General features: G+C 73.5%; 15 protein-coding genes and 1 pseudogene. 9 read left to right on the top strand and 7 right to left on the bottom strand.

The window, feature by feature from the left end:
- Nucleotides 1–113: 113 nt before the first annotated feature.
- The gene (locus BIV23_RS16740; protein WP_071381652.1) at nt 114–1,739 is read right to left on the bottom strand and encodes a solute symporter family protein; all 1,626 of its coding nucleotides are present in this window, start codon (nt 1,737–1,739) and stop codon (nt 114–116) included.
- Nucleotides 1,736–2,092: a DUF485 domain-containing protein gene (locus BIV23_RS16735; protein ID WP_071381651.1), complete on the bottom strand. Its 357-nt coding sequence runs from the start codon at nt 2,090–2,092 to the stop codon at nt 1,736–1,738. Before BIV23_RS16735 ends, BIV23_RS16740 begins: the two co-directional genes overlap by 4 nt.
- A 263-nt stretch (nt 2,093–2,355) precedes the next feature.
- Between BIV23_RS16735 and BIV23_RS16730 the strand changes: the two genes are divergently transcribed.
- The 4 genes and pseudogenes from BIV23_RS16730 (at nt 2,356) to BIV23_RS16715 (ending at nt 7,063) form a co-directional block, all read left to right on the top strand.
- A complete protein-coding gene (locus tag BIV23_RS16730) occupies nt 2,356–3,885 on the top strand; it encodes a S8 family peptidase (protein WP_071381650.1) in 1,530 nt (509 codons plus the stop codon).
- A 91-nt stretch (nt 3,886–3,976) separates the two neighbouring features.
- Nucleotides 3,977–4,501: a hypothetical protein gene (locus BIV23_RS16725; protein ID WP_071381649.1), complete on the top strand. Its 525-nt coding sequence runs from the start codon at nt 3,977–3,979 to the stop codon at nt 4,499–4,501.
- 45 nt (nt 4,502–4,546) lie between these two features.
- The gene (locus tag BIV23_RS16720) at nt 4,547–5,959 is read left to right on the top strand and encodes a CoA transferase (RefSeq protein ID WP_071381648.1); all 1,413 of its coding nucleotides are present in this window, start codon (nt 4,547–4,549) and stop codon (nt 5,957–5,959) included.
- A 100-nt stretch (nt 5,960–6,059) separates the two neighbouring features.
- Nucleotides 6,060–7,063 (top strand): annotated as a pseudogene (locus BIV23_RS16715) (CopD family protein).
- 66 nt (nt 7,064–7,129) lie between these two features.
- On the opposite strand, the gene BIV23_RS16710 reads toward BIV23_RS16715, so the two are convergent.
- Nucleotides 7,130–8,176, bottom strand: a complete 1,047-nt coding sequence (locus BIV23_RS16710) for a zinc-dependent alcohol dehydrogenase family protein (RefSeq protein WP_071381647.1) — start codon at nt 8,174–8,176, stop codon at nt 7,130–7,132.
- A gap of 199 nt (nt 8,177–8,375) precedes the next feature.
- On the bottom strand, nt 8,376–9,086 hold the full coding sequence (locus tag BIV23_RS16705) for a VIT1/CCC1 transporter family protein (protein WP_071381646.1): 711 nt from the start codon (nt 9,084–9,086) through the stop codon (nt 8,376–8,378).
- 226 nt (nt 9,087–9,312) lie between these two features.
- On the opposite strand from BIV23_RS16705, the gene BIV23_RS16700 reads away from it, so the two are divergent.
- The 5 genes from BIV23_RS16700 (at nt 9,313) to BIV23_RS16680 (ending at nt 14,120) form a co-directional block, all read left to right on the top strand.
- A complete protein-coding gene (locus BIV23_RS16700) occupies nt 9,313–10,296 on the top strand; it encodes a DEDDh family exonuclease (protein ID WP_071381645.1) in 984 nt (327 codons plus the stop codon).
- Nucleotides 10,297–10,411: 115 nt separating this feature from the next.
- A complete protein-coding gene (locus BIV23_RS16695; protein ID WP_071381644.1) occupies nt 10,412–10,645 on the top strand; it encodes a hypothetical protein in 234 nt (77 codons plus the stop codon).
- Between the two features lie 47 nt (nt 10,646–10,692).
- On the top strand, nt 10,693–11,496 hold the full coding sequence (locus BIV23_RS16690) for an SURF1 family cytochrome oxidase biogenesis protein (protein ID WP_071381643.1): 804 nt from the start codon (nt 10,693–10,695) through the stop codon (nt 11,494–11,496).
- A gap of 78 nt (nt 11,497–11,574) precedes the next feature.
- Nucleotides 11,575–13,359 carry a glycoside hydrolase family 15 protein gene (locus BIV23_RS16685; RefSeq protein WP_071381642.1) on the top strand — a complete coding sequence of 595 codons (1,785 nt, stop codon included), beginning with the start codon at nt 11,575–11,577 and terminating at the stop codon, nt 13,357–13,359.
- Between the two features lie 5 nt (nt 13,360–13,364).
- Nucleotides 13,365–14,120: an SDR family oxidoreductase gene (locus tag BIV23_RS16680; RefSeq protein ID WP_071381641.1), complete on the top strand. Its 756-nt coding sequence runs from the start codon at nt 13,365–13,367 to the stop codon at nt 14,118–14,120.
- Nucleotides 14,121–14,126: 6 nt separating this feature from the next.
- Here the strand turns inward: BIV23_RS16680 and amaP are convergent, their stop codons facing one another.
- Genes amaP through BIV23_RS16665 form a run of 3 tightly spaced genes read right to left on the bottom strand, consistent with a single transcriptional unit; the run spans nt 14,127 to nt 15,696 of the window.
- On the bottom strand, nt 14,127–14,708 hold the full coding sequence (gene amaP, locus BIV23_RS16675) for an alkaline shock response membrane anchor protein AmaP (protein WP_071381677.1): 582 nt from the start codon (nt 14,706–14,708) through the stop codon (nt 14,127–14,129).
- Between the two features lie 5 nt (nt 14,709–14,713).
- Nucleotides 14,714–15,325: a DUF6286 domain-containing protein gene (locus tag BIV23_RS16670; RefSeq protein WP_071381640.1), complete on the bottom strand. Its 612-nt coding sequence runs from the start codon at nt 15,323–15,325 to the stop codon at nt 14,714–14,716.
- Complete coding sequence (locus tag BIV23_RS16665; protein WP_071381639.1) at nt 15,325–15,696, bottom strand: Asp23/Gls24 family envelope stress response protein; 372 nt, start codon at nt 15,694–15,696, stop codon at nt 15,325–15,327. Before BIV23_RS16665 ends, BIV23_RS16670 begins: the two co-directional genes overlap by 1 nt.
- Nucleotides 15,697–15,700 lie beyond the last annotated feature (4 nt).

Genomic DNA, 15,700 nt, shown 5'->3' with positions numbered 1-15,700 from the left:
CGAGCCTACGTGACGCCACTGACAACGACAGCGGCCCGATCCCACGAGCTACGACGAGGCCGCGTCGTAGGACCGTACAGTCCGGCACGGCGCGGCCGTCGTGGGAACCGCTGTCAGTGCGCTCCGGTGCCGGTCAGCGAGCGGACCTCCAGTTCGGCGTACTTGCCGGCGTCCGGGGTCTCCTTCGACAGCAGGGTGCCGAGGGCGCCGAGCAGGAAGCCGACGGGGATGGAGATGATGCCGGGGTTCTCCAGCGGGAACCAGTGGAAGTCGACCTCGGGGAACATCGAGGCCGGGCTGCCGGAGACCACCGGTGAGAAGAGCACGAGGCCGACCGCGGTGACCAGGCCGCCGTAGATCGACCACAGGGCGCCGGCGGTGGTGAACCGCTTCCAGAAGAGGCTGTAGAGGATGGTCGGCAGGTTTGCCGAGGCGGCGACGGCGAAGGCGAGCGCGACGAGGCCGGCCACGTTCAGGTCGCGGGCGAGGGCGCCGAGGACGATGGAGACCGCGCCGATGCCGACCGTCGCCCAGCGGGCCGCGCCGAGCTCCTGCTTCTCGGTGGCCTGTCCCTTCTTGATGACGTTGGCGTAGATGTCGTGCGCGAACGACGAGGAGGAGGCCAGGGTCAGGCCCGCGACGACCGCGAGGATCGTGGCGAAGGCGACCGCGGAGATGGTGGCGAGCATCACGGCGCCCCAGTTGGAGTCGACGCCGCCGAGGTGCAGGGCGAGGAGGGGGGCCGCGGTGTTGCCCGCCTTGTTGGAGGCGATGATCTCGGCCGGTTTGATGAGGGCCGCGGCGCCGAAGCCGAGCGCGAGGGTCATCAGGTAGAAGGCGCCGATCAGGCCGATGGCCCAGATGACCGACTTACGGGCGGCCTTGGCGGTGGGGACGGTGTAGAAGCGGATCAGGATGTGCGGCAGACCCGCGGTGCCGAGGACCAGGGCGAGGCCGAGCGAGAGGAAGTCCAGCTTGGTGGTGCCGGTGGCGCCGTACTTCAGGCCGGGCTCCAGGAACGCCGTGCCCTTGCCGCTGTTGTCGGCCGCCTTGCCGAGCAGATCGGAGATGTTGAAGTGGAACTTCAGCAGGACCAGGAAGGTCAGCAGCAGGGCGCCGAGGATCAGCAGGACGGCCTTGACCATCTGGACCCATGTGGTGCCCTTCATGCCGCCGACGGTGACGTAGACGATCATCAGGACGCCGACCAGGGCGACGATGCCGATCTTGCCGCCGTCGCTGGTGATGCCGAGCAGGAGCGAGACGAGGACGCCCGCGCCGGCCATCTGCGCGAGCAGGTAGAAGATCGAGACGACGATGGTGGACGTGCCCGCCGCCGTGCGGACGGGGCGCTGGCGCATGCGGTACGCCAGGACGTCGCCCATGGTGTAGCGGCCGGAGTTGCGCAGTGGCTCGGCGACCAGGAGCAGGGCGACCAGCCAGGCGACGAGGAAGCCGATGGAGTACAGGAAGCCGTCGTAGCCGAAGAGGGCGATGGCGCCGGCGATGCCGAGGAAGGACGCGGCCGACATGTAGTCGCCGGAGACGGCGAGGCCGTTCTGGAAGCCGGTGAACTGCCGTCCGCCGGCGTAGAAGTCGGCGGCGTCCTTGGTCTGGCGGCCGGCCCAGACGGTGATGACGAGGGTCGCGGCGACGAACACCGCGAAGAGGGTGACGATCAGCGTCCGGTGTTGGCTCGCCTCGCCGGCCGCGAGCAGGGTGTGCTGTGCGGGGCTCATGCGCCGCCCTCCATCCGGGACTTGATGGCCTCGGCCTTGGGGTCGAGCTGTGCGGCCGCGCGCCGCGCGTACCACCAGGCGATGAGGAACGTGGTGACGAACTGGGCGAGGCCCAGGACGAGGGCGACGTTGATGTTGCCGGCCACCTTCGTGCCCATGAAGCCTTCCGCGTAGTTGGAGAGCAGCACGTAGAGCAGGTACCAGGCGGTGAAGGCGATGGTCAGGGGAAAGGCGAAGGAGCGGTGGGCGCGGCGCAGTTCACCGAACTCCGCGCTCTGCTGCACCTCTGCGAACTCCTCGGTGGAGGGAAGGGATGTCCCCGACGGTGCGGGGGGCGGTGTCTCGGTGGCCACGGAGTCTCCTCGCGTTCGCGGTTGCCATGACGACGGGGGGCTTGATGGTGCTCGTGCTCCCTGCCCAAGGTCCACGGCGCCACGCCAGGATCGGTTCAAGTCCTATGAGTTGATCCGCAAGCGGTCTTGTCGAGTCATTGCCAAGTCATTGATGATCAGCAACCGACGGGATAGCTTCACCATGCACAACCGACCCGTCATGTACCCGCCCGAGCGCCATCCGTGTCTCGGGCGGTTCCGTATCCGGATGATGTGGAGACCCTGTGCCTCATTCGCACTCCAGACGCAGGCTCGCGCTCGCCGTGCCCGTTGTGCTGTCCCTGACCGCCTCGCTCGGCTTCCTCCCGGCGGCGGCCTCGGCGGCGCCCGCCACGGCACCGGCGGCGCGGGCGGCGGAGAACGGTCCGAACCTCGCGTACGTCGTCAACACCCGGACCGACCGCCGCACGATCGAGTCGGTACGCCGGGAGATCGCACGCAACGGCGGTTCCCTCGTGGCCGGTTACGACAGGATCGGGGTGTTCGTCGTCCACTCCGCGCACCCCGAGTTCGGCGCGCGGATGCGCGCGGTGCGCGGGGTGGACTCGGCAGGGGCCACGCGCAACGCGCCGCTGCCCGCCCAGTCCACCACGGACACGGGTGCGCCGAAGGCGCTCAGTGCCCAGGAGATCGCCGCGGCCGGCGCGGAGGCGACGGCGGGCCAGGACCCGCTGGAGCCGTTGCAGTGGGACCTGCCGGCCATCAAGGCGGACAAGGCGCACGAGAAGACCCTGGGCAGCCCCGACGTCACGGTCGCCGTCATCGACACCGGTGTGGACGACACCCACCCGGACATCGCACCGAACTTCAACCGCGCGGACTCGGTCAACTGCGTGTCCGGCAGGCCCGACACGACGGACGGGGCCTGGCGGCCGAGCGCGTCGGAGAGCCCGCACGGCACCCACGTGGCCGGTGAGATCGCGGCCGCGAAGAACGGTGTCGGCGTCACGGGCGTCGCGCCGGGTGTCAGGGTGGCCGGCATCAAGGTCGCCGACCCGAAGGGCTACTTCTACACCGAGGCCGTGGTCTGCGGCTTCATGTGGGCGGCCGAGCACCACGTCGACGTGACCAACAACAGCTATTACACCGACCCGTGGTACTTCAACTGCACCGGCGACCCGGACCAGCGGGCACTGGTCGACGCCATCACCCGGGCCTCGCGGTACGCGGAGAGGAAGGGCACGGTCAACGTCGCGGCGGCGGGCAACGAGCGCTACGACCTCGCGTCCGACTCGATCGCGGACAAGGCCTCCCCGAACGACGGCACCCCGTCGGACCGTGTGATCGACCCGCACACGTGCTACGACATACCGACCCAGCTGCCGGGTGTCGTGACGGTCGCGGCGACCGGCGCGAAGGGGTTGAAGTCGTCGTTCTCCAACTACGGCCTCGGCGTGATCGACATCGCCGCGCCGGGCGGGGACTCTACGGCCTACCAGAAGCCGGAGCCCCCGGCGACGAGCGGCCTCATCCTCGGCCCGCTGCCCGGCGGCACATGGGGATACATGGCGGGAACCTCGATGGCGACCCCGCACGTCGCGGGTGTTGCCGCATTGATCAAGTCAACGCATCCGCACGCTCCGGCGAGCCTGGTGAAGGCTCTGCTCTACGCGGAGGCCGACGCCGTACCGTGCACGGACCCGTACGACATCGACGGTGACGGCAAGGTCGACGCGGTGTGTGAGGGAGCGAAGAACGACAACGGCTTCTACGGCCACGGCAGGGCGGACGCGCTGGCCGCGGTGACCTGGTGACCCGGTTGGCCAGGTGGCCGCGCAGGGCCCGAGGCGGGTGGGCTGGCAGGGGCGCGCTCCGGCCGACCCACCCGTACGACATGATCCGGTCATGTTTTCCTACCAAGATCCGGCCGCCTGGGAGCCGTTGCCGCCGCGGCCCCGCGCATGGCTGAGGCGGCGCTTCGCGGCGAGCGCCGTCTATCGCCCGGCGCACTGGGTGCTGGTGGTGCTCGTCTGGGGCCTCCTGCTGGCCGCCGGGGTGCTGGCGGAGATCGTCACGACGTTCAGCGACCGGCTCGAGGAGCGCGCTCTCGGGTTCGCCGACCGGGTCATCGCCCGGACGGCGCTGCCCCGTTGGTACGTCGGCTGGCGGGAGTTCCGGCACGAGGGCGACGCCGGCTACTACCGGACGCTGGTCGACCAGTCCGTCGCGCGCCGCACCGCCCAGGTCTCGGCGCCGAAGCCGCGGGTGCCGCGCGAGTGGACGGTGCCCGTACGCGACTACCGGGGCGCGGGGGCCCGCTACGTCGCCGAGCGGGCCCAGGCGCAGGGCTGGCAGCTGCGGCCGTCCGACGTCCGCAAGGAGGTGAGCCTGTACTGGCCGCACCCGACTCCCCTCGGAGTCGACTCTTAGATTGATTGAATCAATGTTGATTCATCAATAATGCATAGTGTATGCATGGCAGATACCGCGTCAGATACCGCGTCAGGCATCTCGGCGGACATCGCGTCCGCGTGGACCGCACTGGGCGGCGATCCCGCCCTCCTCTCCCGGGTGACGACGGTCGAGCGCCCGGACGCCCTCGCGGCGCGCCTGCCCGTACGGCAGCTGGCCCGCGCGTGTGCCGGTGCCTGTGCACTGGCCGCCGCGGAGCTGGCGGCCCGCCGGGCCGGGCTCGCCGAGGTGCCCGGCGTCCGGGTCGACGACGGCGCCGTCGCCACCGCCTTCCACAGCGAGCGGCACCTGCGGGTCGACGGCCGGGCCCCGGTCGCCTTCGCACCGCTGTCACGGTTCTGGCGGACGGCCGACGGCTGGGTGCGCACCCACGCCAACTACCCGCACCACCGGGCCCGGTTGCTCGGTGCGCTGGGCCTGTCCGAGGACGCCTCGGCGGACCAGGCGGCCGCCCGGCTCGCCGAACGGCCCGCCCTGGAGGTCGAGGAGGCGGTCCATGGCGCCGGCGGCCTCGCCGTGGCCCTGCGCACCCCGAAGGAGTGGGCGGCTACCGAGCAGGCCGCCGAGGTGGCCGCCCGCCCGCTGGTCGAGCACGCCCGCCTGGACTCCGCACACGCGCGCGTGCTCGCGCCGCTCGGCCCCGCCGCCCCTCCGCTGCTGCCCGCCGCGGGGCTGCGTGTCCTGGACCTGACCCGGGTCCTCGCCGGGCCCGTCGCCACCCGCACCCTCGCCCTGCTGGGCGCGGACGTGCTGCGGGTGGACGCCCCCTGGCTGCCCGAACTGCCCGACCAGCACGCCGACACGGGGTTCGGCAAGCGGTCCGCCGCCCTCGACCTGCGCACGGACCGGGGCACCTTCGAGGAGCTGCTGGCGTCGGCGGACGTCGTCGTCACCGGCTACCGGCCCGGCGCCCTCGACGCGTTCGGGCTCTCGCCGCGGGCTCTGGCCGAGCGCCGGCCCGGGGTGGTGGTGGCGCAGGTCTCGGCGTGGGGCGCGTACGGGCCGTGGGGCGGGCGGCGCGGCTTCGACAGCCTGGTGCAGGTCGCGACCGGCATCGCCGTGACCGAGGGCTCGGCCGAGGCGCCGGGTGCGCTGCCCGCGCAGGCCCTGGACCACGGCACCGGCTATCTGCTGGCGGCGGCCGTGCTGCGGGCGCTGACCGAGCAGTCGTACGACGGCGGCGGCCGGTCGGTGCGGCTGGCGCTGGCCCGCACCGCGCACTGGCTGACGGACGGGATCCGGCCGACTCCGGCCACGGGCGCGCCGTACCGGGGCCCGGACACGTGGCTGGCCGAGACGGACGGCCCGCTCGGCCGACTGCGCCACGCCCTGCCACCGGTGAGCTTCGCGGACGGCCCCGGGGACTGGGCGGCGGCCCCGGTGCCCTGGGGGTCGTCCCCGGCCCGCTGGTGGTGAGCGCGCGGGCGGCCGGAAACGTACGTATGCGTGGAATGCCGTAGCCCCAGTTGTTTTCCGGGACTTGCCCGGTTCTGCGGCGGCTGGCGAGGATCGCGGGGTGAGCGCGACACGACCGGCCGCCGAGGCCACCCACGAGGGCGGCCCCGACCGGCGGTCCGGCAGCGGCCGGGCCGCCGCTCTCCTCGTCCTGACGGCGCTGGGCGCCCTGATCCCGCTGCTCGGGCCGGCGGCGGCGCTGCGCGGCACCGGGGAGGCCGCCGCGCCGGGCGCGGGCGGCATCGGGCTGCTGCGCACGGTGCTGTTCGGCGCGCTGAGCGTGCCGCTGGGCGAGTTGTTCGTGCGCGGGCTCGCCGCGCGCGTGCCCGGCGCGCCGGCCGGGCGGCCCCGCAGCTGGGCGCCGCCGGGGCCGGTCTCGTCGCCGCGCTGGCGCTCGCCTCGGTGGTGTCCGCCGGCGATCTGATCCCGCACGGCCTCGGCCAGATCGACGTCGGCGGCCTGTACGGCTCCCGCGACGGCAAGCTGGCCCTGGTGGAGGTCAACGGCTTTCTGCTGGCGGGGCTCCGCGCACTCTCGCCGCGTCCGGCGGCGCAGGTGTGGCCGCTGGCCGCGGTGACGGTCGCCGAGGCGCTGCGGGCGCATCCGGCCACCGAGCACGACCCGCTCACCGGTGCGGCGCTCACCCTGGTGCACCTGACGTGCGCGGCGCTGTGGACCGGCGGTCTGCCGTACGCCCTGCGCACGCTCGGGGCATGGCGCGGCGACCCGGCGGGGGCCGCGCTGCTCGGCCGCTACGCGCGCGTGGCGCTCGTGCTGCTCGCGGCCATCACCGCGACGGGCGTGTGCAGTTCACTGCGGCGGATGCCGGCGGCCACGATTCTCGGCCAGCTGACGACGACGGCGTACGGACGCACCCTGTCGGCCAAGGTCGTCCTGGTCGCCGTCGTCGCCCTGCTCGCCCTCTGGGCGCGGATCCGGCTGCGCCGCGCGCCGGACCCGCTGACCGCGTCGGCGCCCGCGCGGGGCGAGGTGATCGCCCTGGGCGCGGTGGTCGCGGTCTCGGGCCTGCTCACGGCGCTGCCGCTGCCGATCCGCTGGACGTGATGACCGCCTGGATCAACTCTTGATCGCGACGTTGACTCAGTCGTCGTGGATTCATTCCTTATGGACTCAGTCGTTGGTGACGAGCACCTTGAGGGCGGTGCGCTCGTCCATCGCCTTGTATCCGTCCGGCACACCCTCGATGCCGACCGTCAGATCGAACACCGGCGAGGGGTCGATCGTGCCGTCGAGGACGTCGGGGAGCAGGTCGGGGATGTAGGCACGGACCGGGGCGACACCGCCGCGCAGGGCGATGTTCCGGTCGAACATGACGCCGAGGTCCAGACCGGTGCCGCTGCCGTGCGGCACGCCGACGAAGCCGATGGCGCCGCCGTCGCGGGTGATGTTGACGGCCGTACGCATGGACTGTTCGGTGCCGACGGCCTCGACCACGGCGTGCGCGCCCTGCCCGCGGGTGAGTTCGCGGACGGCCTCGACGGCGGCGTCCCCGCGCTCGGCGACGACGTCGGTGGCGCCGAAGCGGCGCGCGATGCCGGTACGGACCTCGTGCCGGCCGAGGGCGATGATCCGCTCGGCACCGAGCCGCTTGGCGGCGAGCACGGCGCACAGGCCGACCGCGCCGTCCCCGACGACCGCGACCGTGGCACCGGGCCGGGCGCCCGCGCCGAGCGCGGCGTGGTGGCCGGTGCCGAGGACGTCGGAGAGGGTCAGCAGGGCGGACAGCAGGTGGTCGTCGGAGGCCGCGTCCTTGGGCAGCCGGACCAGGGTGCCGTCCGCGAAGGGCACGCGCACGGCCTCGCCCTGGCCACCGTCGTAGCCGACGGAGCCCCAGAAACCACCGTGCTCGCAGGACGTCGTCAGACCCTCGCGGCAGTAGTCGCAGACGCCGTCGGACCACATGAAGGGCGCGACGACCAGGTCACCGCGCCTGACGGTGCCCACCTCGGCGCCGGTCTCCTCGACCACGCCGAGGAACTCGTGCCCGATGCGCTGACCCGGCTGCCGGGCAGCCTCGCCGCGGTAGGCCCACAGGTCGCTGCCGCAGATGCAGGCGCGCAGCACCCGGACGACGGCGTCGGTGGGCAGTTGCACCACGGGCTCGGGGACGTCCTCCACGCGCATGTCGTACGGGGCGTGGATGGTGGTGGCGCGCATGGCGAGGGTCCTTCTCGTGCGGGGTCGTGCGGCGCCCGCGGGGGTGTGCGGGCGCACCTCACGGTACGCCGCGGTCACCACCGGCGGCGCGCCCAGGGTGCCCCCGGCCGACGCCCCGCCACCCGTACGGCCCGCCGTCACACCCAGGCCACCCGCACGGCCCGCCCATCGCCGCCGTACGGCCCTCGTGGCCCCTTCGTCAGGCGCCCGCCGCGCCCAGCAGGCTGCCCGCCGCATAGGTGACCCCCATCGCCAGGGCCCCGCCCACCACGTTGCGCAGCACCGCCCGCCCGGGGCGGGCCGCGCCGAGGCGGGCGCTGGCCCAGCCGGTGAGGACGAGGGCGGCCAGGACGGAGACGACGGTGACGGGGAGCCGCCAACCGGCCGGGGGCAGCACGATGGCGAGCAGCGGCAGCAGCGCGCCCACCGTGAAGGCGGTGAAGCTCGCCCAGGCCGCGTGCCAGGGGTTGGTCAGCTCGTCCGGGTTGATGCCCAGCTCCACGCGTGCGTGCGCCCGCAGCGCGTCCCGCGCGGTGAGCTGCTGCGCGGCCTCCCGGGCCACTTCACGGCTCAGCCCGCGCTCCTCCAACAGGCCGGTCAGCTCCCGCAGTTCGGCCTCGGGCTGGTCGCGCAGCTCGCGTTTCTCCACGGCCAGCGCGGCCACCTCGGAGTCCCGCTGGGTGGAGACGGAGACGTACTCGCCGGCCGCCATGGACATCGACCCGGCGAGCAGCCCGGCGAGTCCGGCGGTGAGCAGGGCGGACCGGCTCTGGGTCGCGCCGGCCACGCCGACGACGATGCCCGCGGTGGAGACGATGCCGTCGTTCGCGCCGAGCACGGCGGCCCGCAGCCAGTTCAGCCTCGCCCCGAGCGCGCCCCCGTGTGCCTCGTCGTGGGTTGGTTCCGTCACAGCAGGGAGGATCGCACTCCCGGAGCCGCTCGCGCCGCACCGACGCTCCCTGCCCGCGTGGATCGGGCCGAGTACCCCACCGCCTTCCCGCCCAAGTCCCCCGCCGCCGTTGCCGGTTTACGCCGCGGGCGCATGGGCGAAGCACGCACACGCGTGCGGCACCCGCGGGTCCGTACCGGGACCTGTGGGACCGCGGTGTCAGTCCCGGCCCGTATCCTCAATGACCATGCTCGAAGACCGTGCGACCGCAGTGTCCTCCCCCACCCAGTGGCCGGCCGCGTATCCGAAGGGATACGCGGTCGTTGACGTGGAGACCACCGGCCTGGCCCGGGACGACCGGATCATCTCGGCGGCCGTCTACCGGCTGGACGAGCGCGGCGAGGTCGAGGACCACTGGTACACGCTGGTCAACCCGGAGCGCGATCCGGGACCGGTGTGGATACACGGTCTGACGAGCGAGACGCTCGAGGGCGCGCCACTCTTCGCGGACATCGCGGAGGAGTTCGCCGCCCGGCTGGCGGGCCGGGTGCTCGTGGCGCACAACGCCGTCTTCGACTGGCAGATGATCGCGCGGGAGTACGCGCGTGCGCAGCGCGAGGCGCCGGTGCGTCAGCGGCTGTGCACCATCGCGCTGTCGAAGGAGCTGGGGCTGCCGCTGCCCAACTTCAAGCTGGAGTCGCTGGCGGCGCACTACGGCGTCGTGCAGCAGCGGGCGCACCACGCGCTGGACGACGCGCGCGTGCTGGCGGAGGCGTTCCGGCCGAGCCTCGCGGCCGCGGCGGCGGGCGAGGTACGGCTGCCGCTGCTGGAGTGCCGGCCGCTGACGGAGTGGTCGGACCGCCCGGTGCCCCGCCAGCCCTCCGGCGGTTACGGCGGCTACCGGCCGGGCAGTTGGCGCCCGTCCCGCAAGCGGCCCTCCTGCCCCTATCCCAACCCCGGCCGGTACGAAGACGGCAAACACCTCAAACAGGGCATGCGGGTGGCGTTCTCCGGGGACACCTCGACCGAGCGCGAGCTGCTGGAGGACCGGGCGACCGAGGCGGGGCTGCACGTGGCGTCCAGCATCTCCCGGCTGACCAGCCTGCTGGTGACCAACGATCCCGACTCGGGCACGTCGAAGGTGGTCAAGGCCCGCCAGTTCGGCACGCCGGTGGTGGACGAGGCCGCCTTCGGGCAGCTGCTGCGCGACGTCGAGCCCGCCGACGAGTGACCGTACGGGCCGATCGGCGACCGGCTGACGGGTGACCGTACGAACGGGTGATTGACGCCAGACTCACCCCGCGGCCGCTCGCCCGGACCCCCGGCGACGGCCCACCCTGTGGCATATGGCGAAATGTGAAGTTTGCGGCAATGACTACGGAATGACCTTCGAGGTCCACGCCCAGGGCGCGGTGCACGTCTTCGACTGCTTCTCCTGCGCGATCAAGGGCATGGCCCCGATCTGCGAGAAGTGCAAGGTCGCGATCATCGGCCAAGGCGTGGAGGCCGACGGCAGCTTCTACTGCGGCGCGCACTGTGCCCGTGAATCGGGGAAAGTGGGGATCGTCGACCGGGTCTGACCCGACCCGGCCGAACCCACCCCACGGCGCGGGGGTACCGTCGTGGGGTGCGTCGCTACCGCTTCCTCCTGTCCGTCCAGTGGGTCATCCTCACGCTCGTCTCGATCGCCCTGATCCCGACGATGATCCGGCTCGGCTTCTGGCAGCAGCACCGGTACGAGGAGCGCACCGCGCGCAACAACCTGGTCTCCTCCGCACTGCACGCCGAGCCGGTCCCGGTCGAGCGGCTCTCCACCCCCGGGCACACCGTGACCCGCACCGAGAGGTACCGCACGGTCACCGCGACGGGCACCTTCGACACCGCCCGCGAGGAAGTGGTCCGGCGCCGGACCAACTCCGACGACGAGGTCGGCTTCCACGTGCTCACCCCGTTCGTCCTGACCGACGGCAAGGTGCTGCTCGTCAACCGCGGCTGGATCCCGGCGAACGGCGCCCAGACCGCCTTCCCGAGGATCCCCGCCCCGCCGGCCGGCAGGACCACGATCACCGGGCGACTGATGGCCGACGAGACGACCGCGGCGAGCGGCATCAAGAACATCCAGGGCCTGCCCGACCGGCAGATCATGCTGATCAACAGCGCGCAGGAGGCGCACCGGCTCGGCGCCCGGGTGCTCGGCGGTTACGTCGAGCAGACCGGGCCCCAGACCGACTCCCCGGAGCAGATCTCCGACCCGGGCACCGAGGACGCCCCGCTGAACTACGCGTACATGATCCAGTGGTGGCTGTTCGCCGCGGCCGTCCCGTTCGCCTGGTGGTCCCTGGTCCGGCGCGAGATCCGCGACCGGGCCTCGGCCGCGGTGGCCGAGGCCGCGCAGGACACGCCCGAGGAGACGGCGCCGGCCGCCGTGTGACCCCGGGCGCGCGGGGGCACGTCACTCCCCCGGCGCACCCCCTGGTTGGTCCCCGGATCCGCCGGGAACCCGCATCCCGTGAACGCGCGCATCGAGGACTACGCCCTCATCGGTGACGAGCAGACCGCGGCCCTGGTCGGCAGGGACGGCTCGATCGACTGGCTGTGCCTGCCCCGCTTCGACTCCGGGGCCTGCTTCGCGAAGCTGCTGGGCGACGAGGACCACGGGTACTGGCGGCTCGCGCCCAAGGGGGCCCGGGTCTGCACCCGGCGCGCCTACCGGACCGGCACCCTCGTCCTCGACACCGAGTGGGAGACCACCGAGGGCACCGTGCGGATCACCGACCTGATGCCGCAGCGCGACCGCGTCCCCGACGTCGTACGGATCGTGGAGGGCGTCAGCGGGCACGTCACCGTCCGCAGCACCCTCCGGCTGCGCTTCGACTACGGATCGATCGTGCCGTGGATGCGCCGCTCCGACGGCCACCGGGTCGCCGTCGCCGGACCGGACTCGGTGTGGCTGCGCGCCGAGCCCGCCGTGGAGATGTGGGGCGAAGACCTCGGCACCCACTCCGAGTTCACCGTCGCCGAGGGCGAACGGGTCGCGTTCGTGCTGACCTGGCACCCCTCGCACGAGCCGCGTCCCCCGCTCGTCGACCCCTACAAGGCGCTGAGCGCCAGCGTCAGCGGCTGGCGACGCTGGGCCGCCCGCTGCCGCTACCACGGGCCGTACCGGGACATGGTCGTACGGTCCCTGATCACGCTCAAGGCGCTCACCTACGCCCCGACGGGCGGGATCGTCGCCGCGGCCACCACCTCGCTGCCCGAGGAGCTGGGCGGGGTGCGCAACTGGGACTACCGCTACTGCTGGCTGCGCGACTCCACCCTCACCCTCGGCGCCCTGCTCACCGCCGGCTACCACAAGGAGGCCGAGGCCTGGCGCGACTGGCTGCTGCGCGCGGTCGCGGGCGACCCGGCGGACCTCCAGATCATGTACGGCCTGGCCGGCGAGCGCCGGCTGCCGGAGTGGGAGCTGGCCTGGCTGCCCGGCTTCGCCGAGTCCGCGCCCGTGCGCGTCGGCAACGGCGCCGTCGACCAGCTCCAGCTGGACGTGTACGGCGAGGTCATGGACTCGCTGTACCTGGCCCGCACCACGGGACTGTCCACCAAGCCGCACATGTGGGCGCTCCAGCGCTCGCTGATGACGTTCCTCCAGTCGGCGTGGCGCCAGCCCGACGAGGGACTGTGGGAGGTGCGCGGCGGGCGGCGCCAGTTCGTGCACTCGAAGGTGCTGGTGTGGGTGGCCGCCGACCGCGCCGTACGGACCCTGGAGGAGCACCCGGAACTGGAGGGCGACGCGGACGGCTGGCGGGCGATGCGCGACGAGGTGCACCGGGAGGTGTGCGAGCAGGGCTACGACTCCCGGCGCGGCACCTTCACCCAGTACTACGGCTCGCGCGAACTGGACGCAGCCCTGCTGCTGATCCCCCGGGTCGGCTTCCTGCCGCCCGACGATCCGCGCGTGATCGGCACGGTCGACGCGATCCGCGCGGACCTCGGCCACGGCGGCTTCGTACGCCGTTACGACACGGACGCCGTCGGCGTGGACGGCATGCCGGGCGGCGAAGGCGCCTTCCTCGCCTGCTCGTTCTGGCTCGCGGACGCCCTGCACATGACGGGCCGGACGGACGAGGCCCGGGAGCTCTTCGAGCGGCTGGTCGGGCTGGTCAACGACGTGGGGCTGCTGGCGGAGGAGTACGACCCGGCGCTGGGCGGCCAGGTGGGCAACTTCCCGCAGGCCTTCAGCCACATCGCCCTGGTGAACACCGCCCTCACGCTGTTCGGCGGCGAACAGGCAGGATAGGGGGCATGGATCTTGGACTGAAGGACCGGGTGTACATCGTCACCGGGGCGACGCGCGGGCTGGGCAACGCCGCCGCGCGCGAACTCGTCGCCGACGGCGCGAAGGTAGTGATCAGCGGCCGGGACGAGAAGCGGGTCGCCGACGCCGCCGCCGAACTGGGCCCGAACGCGCTGGGCGTGGCCGTGGACAACTCCGACGAGCGGGCCCCCGAGCGGCTGATCGCGGCCGCCCGCGAGCACTTCGGGGGCTTCCACGGCGTGCTGGTGAGCGTGGGCGGTCCGCCGCCCGGGTTCGTCGCGGACAACTCCGACGAGCAGTGGCGCGGCGCGTTCGAGTCGGTGTTCCTCGGCGCGGTGCGGCTCGCGCGCGCGGCGGCGGCCGAGCTGGAGGCGGGCGGGGTCATCGGCTTCGTGCTGTCCGCGTCGGTGTACGAGCCCATTCCCGCGCTGACCATCTCCAACGGGCTGCGGCCCGGCCTCGCCGGGTTCGCCAAGTCCCTGGCGGACGAGCTCGGGCCGCGCGGGATCCGGGTGCTCGGTCTGCTGCCGTCGCGCATCGACACGGACCGCGTGCGCGAGCTGGACGGGCTGTCCGCCGACCCCGAGGCCACCCGGGCCGCCAACGAGTCCCGGATCCCGCTGCGCCGGTACGGGACGCCGGAGGAGTTCGGGAAGGCCGCGGCGTTCCTGCTGTCGCCGGCGGCTTCCTATCTGACGGGGATCATGCTGCCGGTGGACGGCGGCATGCGGCACGGGTTCTGACCGTCGTCACGTGACCCTCTCGGCAGGGTGTTTGACCGCCCGTAGGCATACCTCCGCCGGGAGGGACGCCAGCCCGGCCGAGTCGCGGGCGTGCGCCAGTGTCCCGGTCGTGAAGGCGGTCAGGGCCGTCGACGGGTCGGTGTGCGGCTCCAGTTGGAGCCGGATCCGCGCCGTGGGCGCCGTACGGCGGCCACGCAGGACGGCCTCGGCGTGGGCCACGCCGTCCTGCCGCACGGCCTCCTCGGCGAGCGCCTCCTCCAGGGCCCTGCCCTGCAGGAGCGCGTACGCGCCGTCGCCGGTGTCGACGACGATCTCGGCCAGCCGCCGGCGGCGCAGGACCGTGGTCAGCCACCACAGGGCGAGCAGCACCAGGACGGCCAGGCCGGCGAGGACGGCCGGCCACCACCAGTCGGTGTGCCGCCAGCGGGTGCGCTCGGCCCGGCTCAGCAGCACGTCGTGCGGGCCGGTGCGCGGCCACCAGGAGGGCACCGGCGCGCCCAGGCCGACGGCCAGCACCGACCCGCCGAGCCCGAGCAGGAGCAGGCCGACGAGGCCCAGCACGACACGGTTGAGACGGCTCGCGCGCATCGCCGTCACCCCTTCCGTCCGGGCCGTGCCACCCGCAGCGACAGCGTGGGCGGCCGGTCCAGGCCGAGGCCCCGGATCGACTCGCCGAGGGTGCGGGCGAGGTCGGCGCGGACGTCGTCCAGGTCGCGGAAGTGCGAGACGGCGCGGACATCGGCCGTGCGCCGGCGCATCCGTACCCGTACCGAGCGGACCCCGGACACGTCCAGGGCCCGGTCGCGCAGCAGCAGCGCCGCGGCCTCGCGCCGGAGCGCGGCGCGCACGTCGGGGTGCGGACGCCGCATCGGCAGCAGGCCGCGCTGGCCGGGCGTGACCGCGAGGACGATCAGCCACAGGCCGAGGGCGGCGGCGACGCCCGCGCCCACCAGCACCCAGGGGTCGTCCAGTTGCCGTTCGGCCAGCTGCCGGGCCAGGGCACGGCGCCAGCGCATCGCCGGGCGGTGGGCGCGGACGGCGGCGACGTCGTAGAGCAGCAGGCCGGCGCCGGCCACGAGCAGGACGGCGACGACGGCGGCCGGGACACGGCGCGGCGCCCAGAAGCGCCGGCTGCCCCGGGGCACGGGCGGGGCGGCGGGCGGGGGTTTGTCGAGGGTCGGGGTGCTCGTCGGTGGCTCGCTCATCACGCCCTCCCGGGGACCGCGCCGGGTGCCGGTGCCGGATGCAGCCGCTCGATCCGGACGGCGACCTCGGTCACCTCCATGTCCACCAACGCACTTACCCGCTGGGCGACATGGCGACGCACGGCCGCGCTGTGGGCGCCGATGTCGCAGGGGTAGCCGAGTTCGAGGTGCACCTGGACGCGGGCCACGTCGGCGTGGCGGACGACGGTGGCGTGCGGGGCGGCGGCGTCGGCGGGCGGGGGCGGCAGTGCCTCGCGGGCGGCCCGCGCGGCGATCTTCGCCACGACCCGGTCGGCGATCCGCAGGGCGCCGCGCTCACCCGGCGGTGCGAGGGCCGGGCGCGGGCGCGGCACGCCGGTCTCGGCGCTCACCGCC

The organism is Streptomyces monashensis (assembly GCF_001866665.1).
GTDB lineage: Bacteria > Actinomycetota > Actinomycetes > Streptomycetales > Streptomycetaceae > Streptomyces > Streptomyces monashensis.
This window is presented reverse-complemented; position numbering and strand designations above follow the sequence as displayed.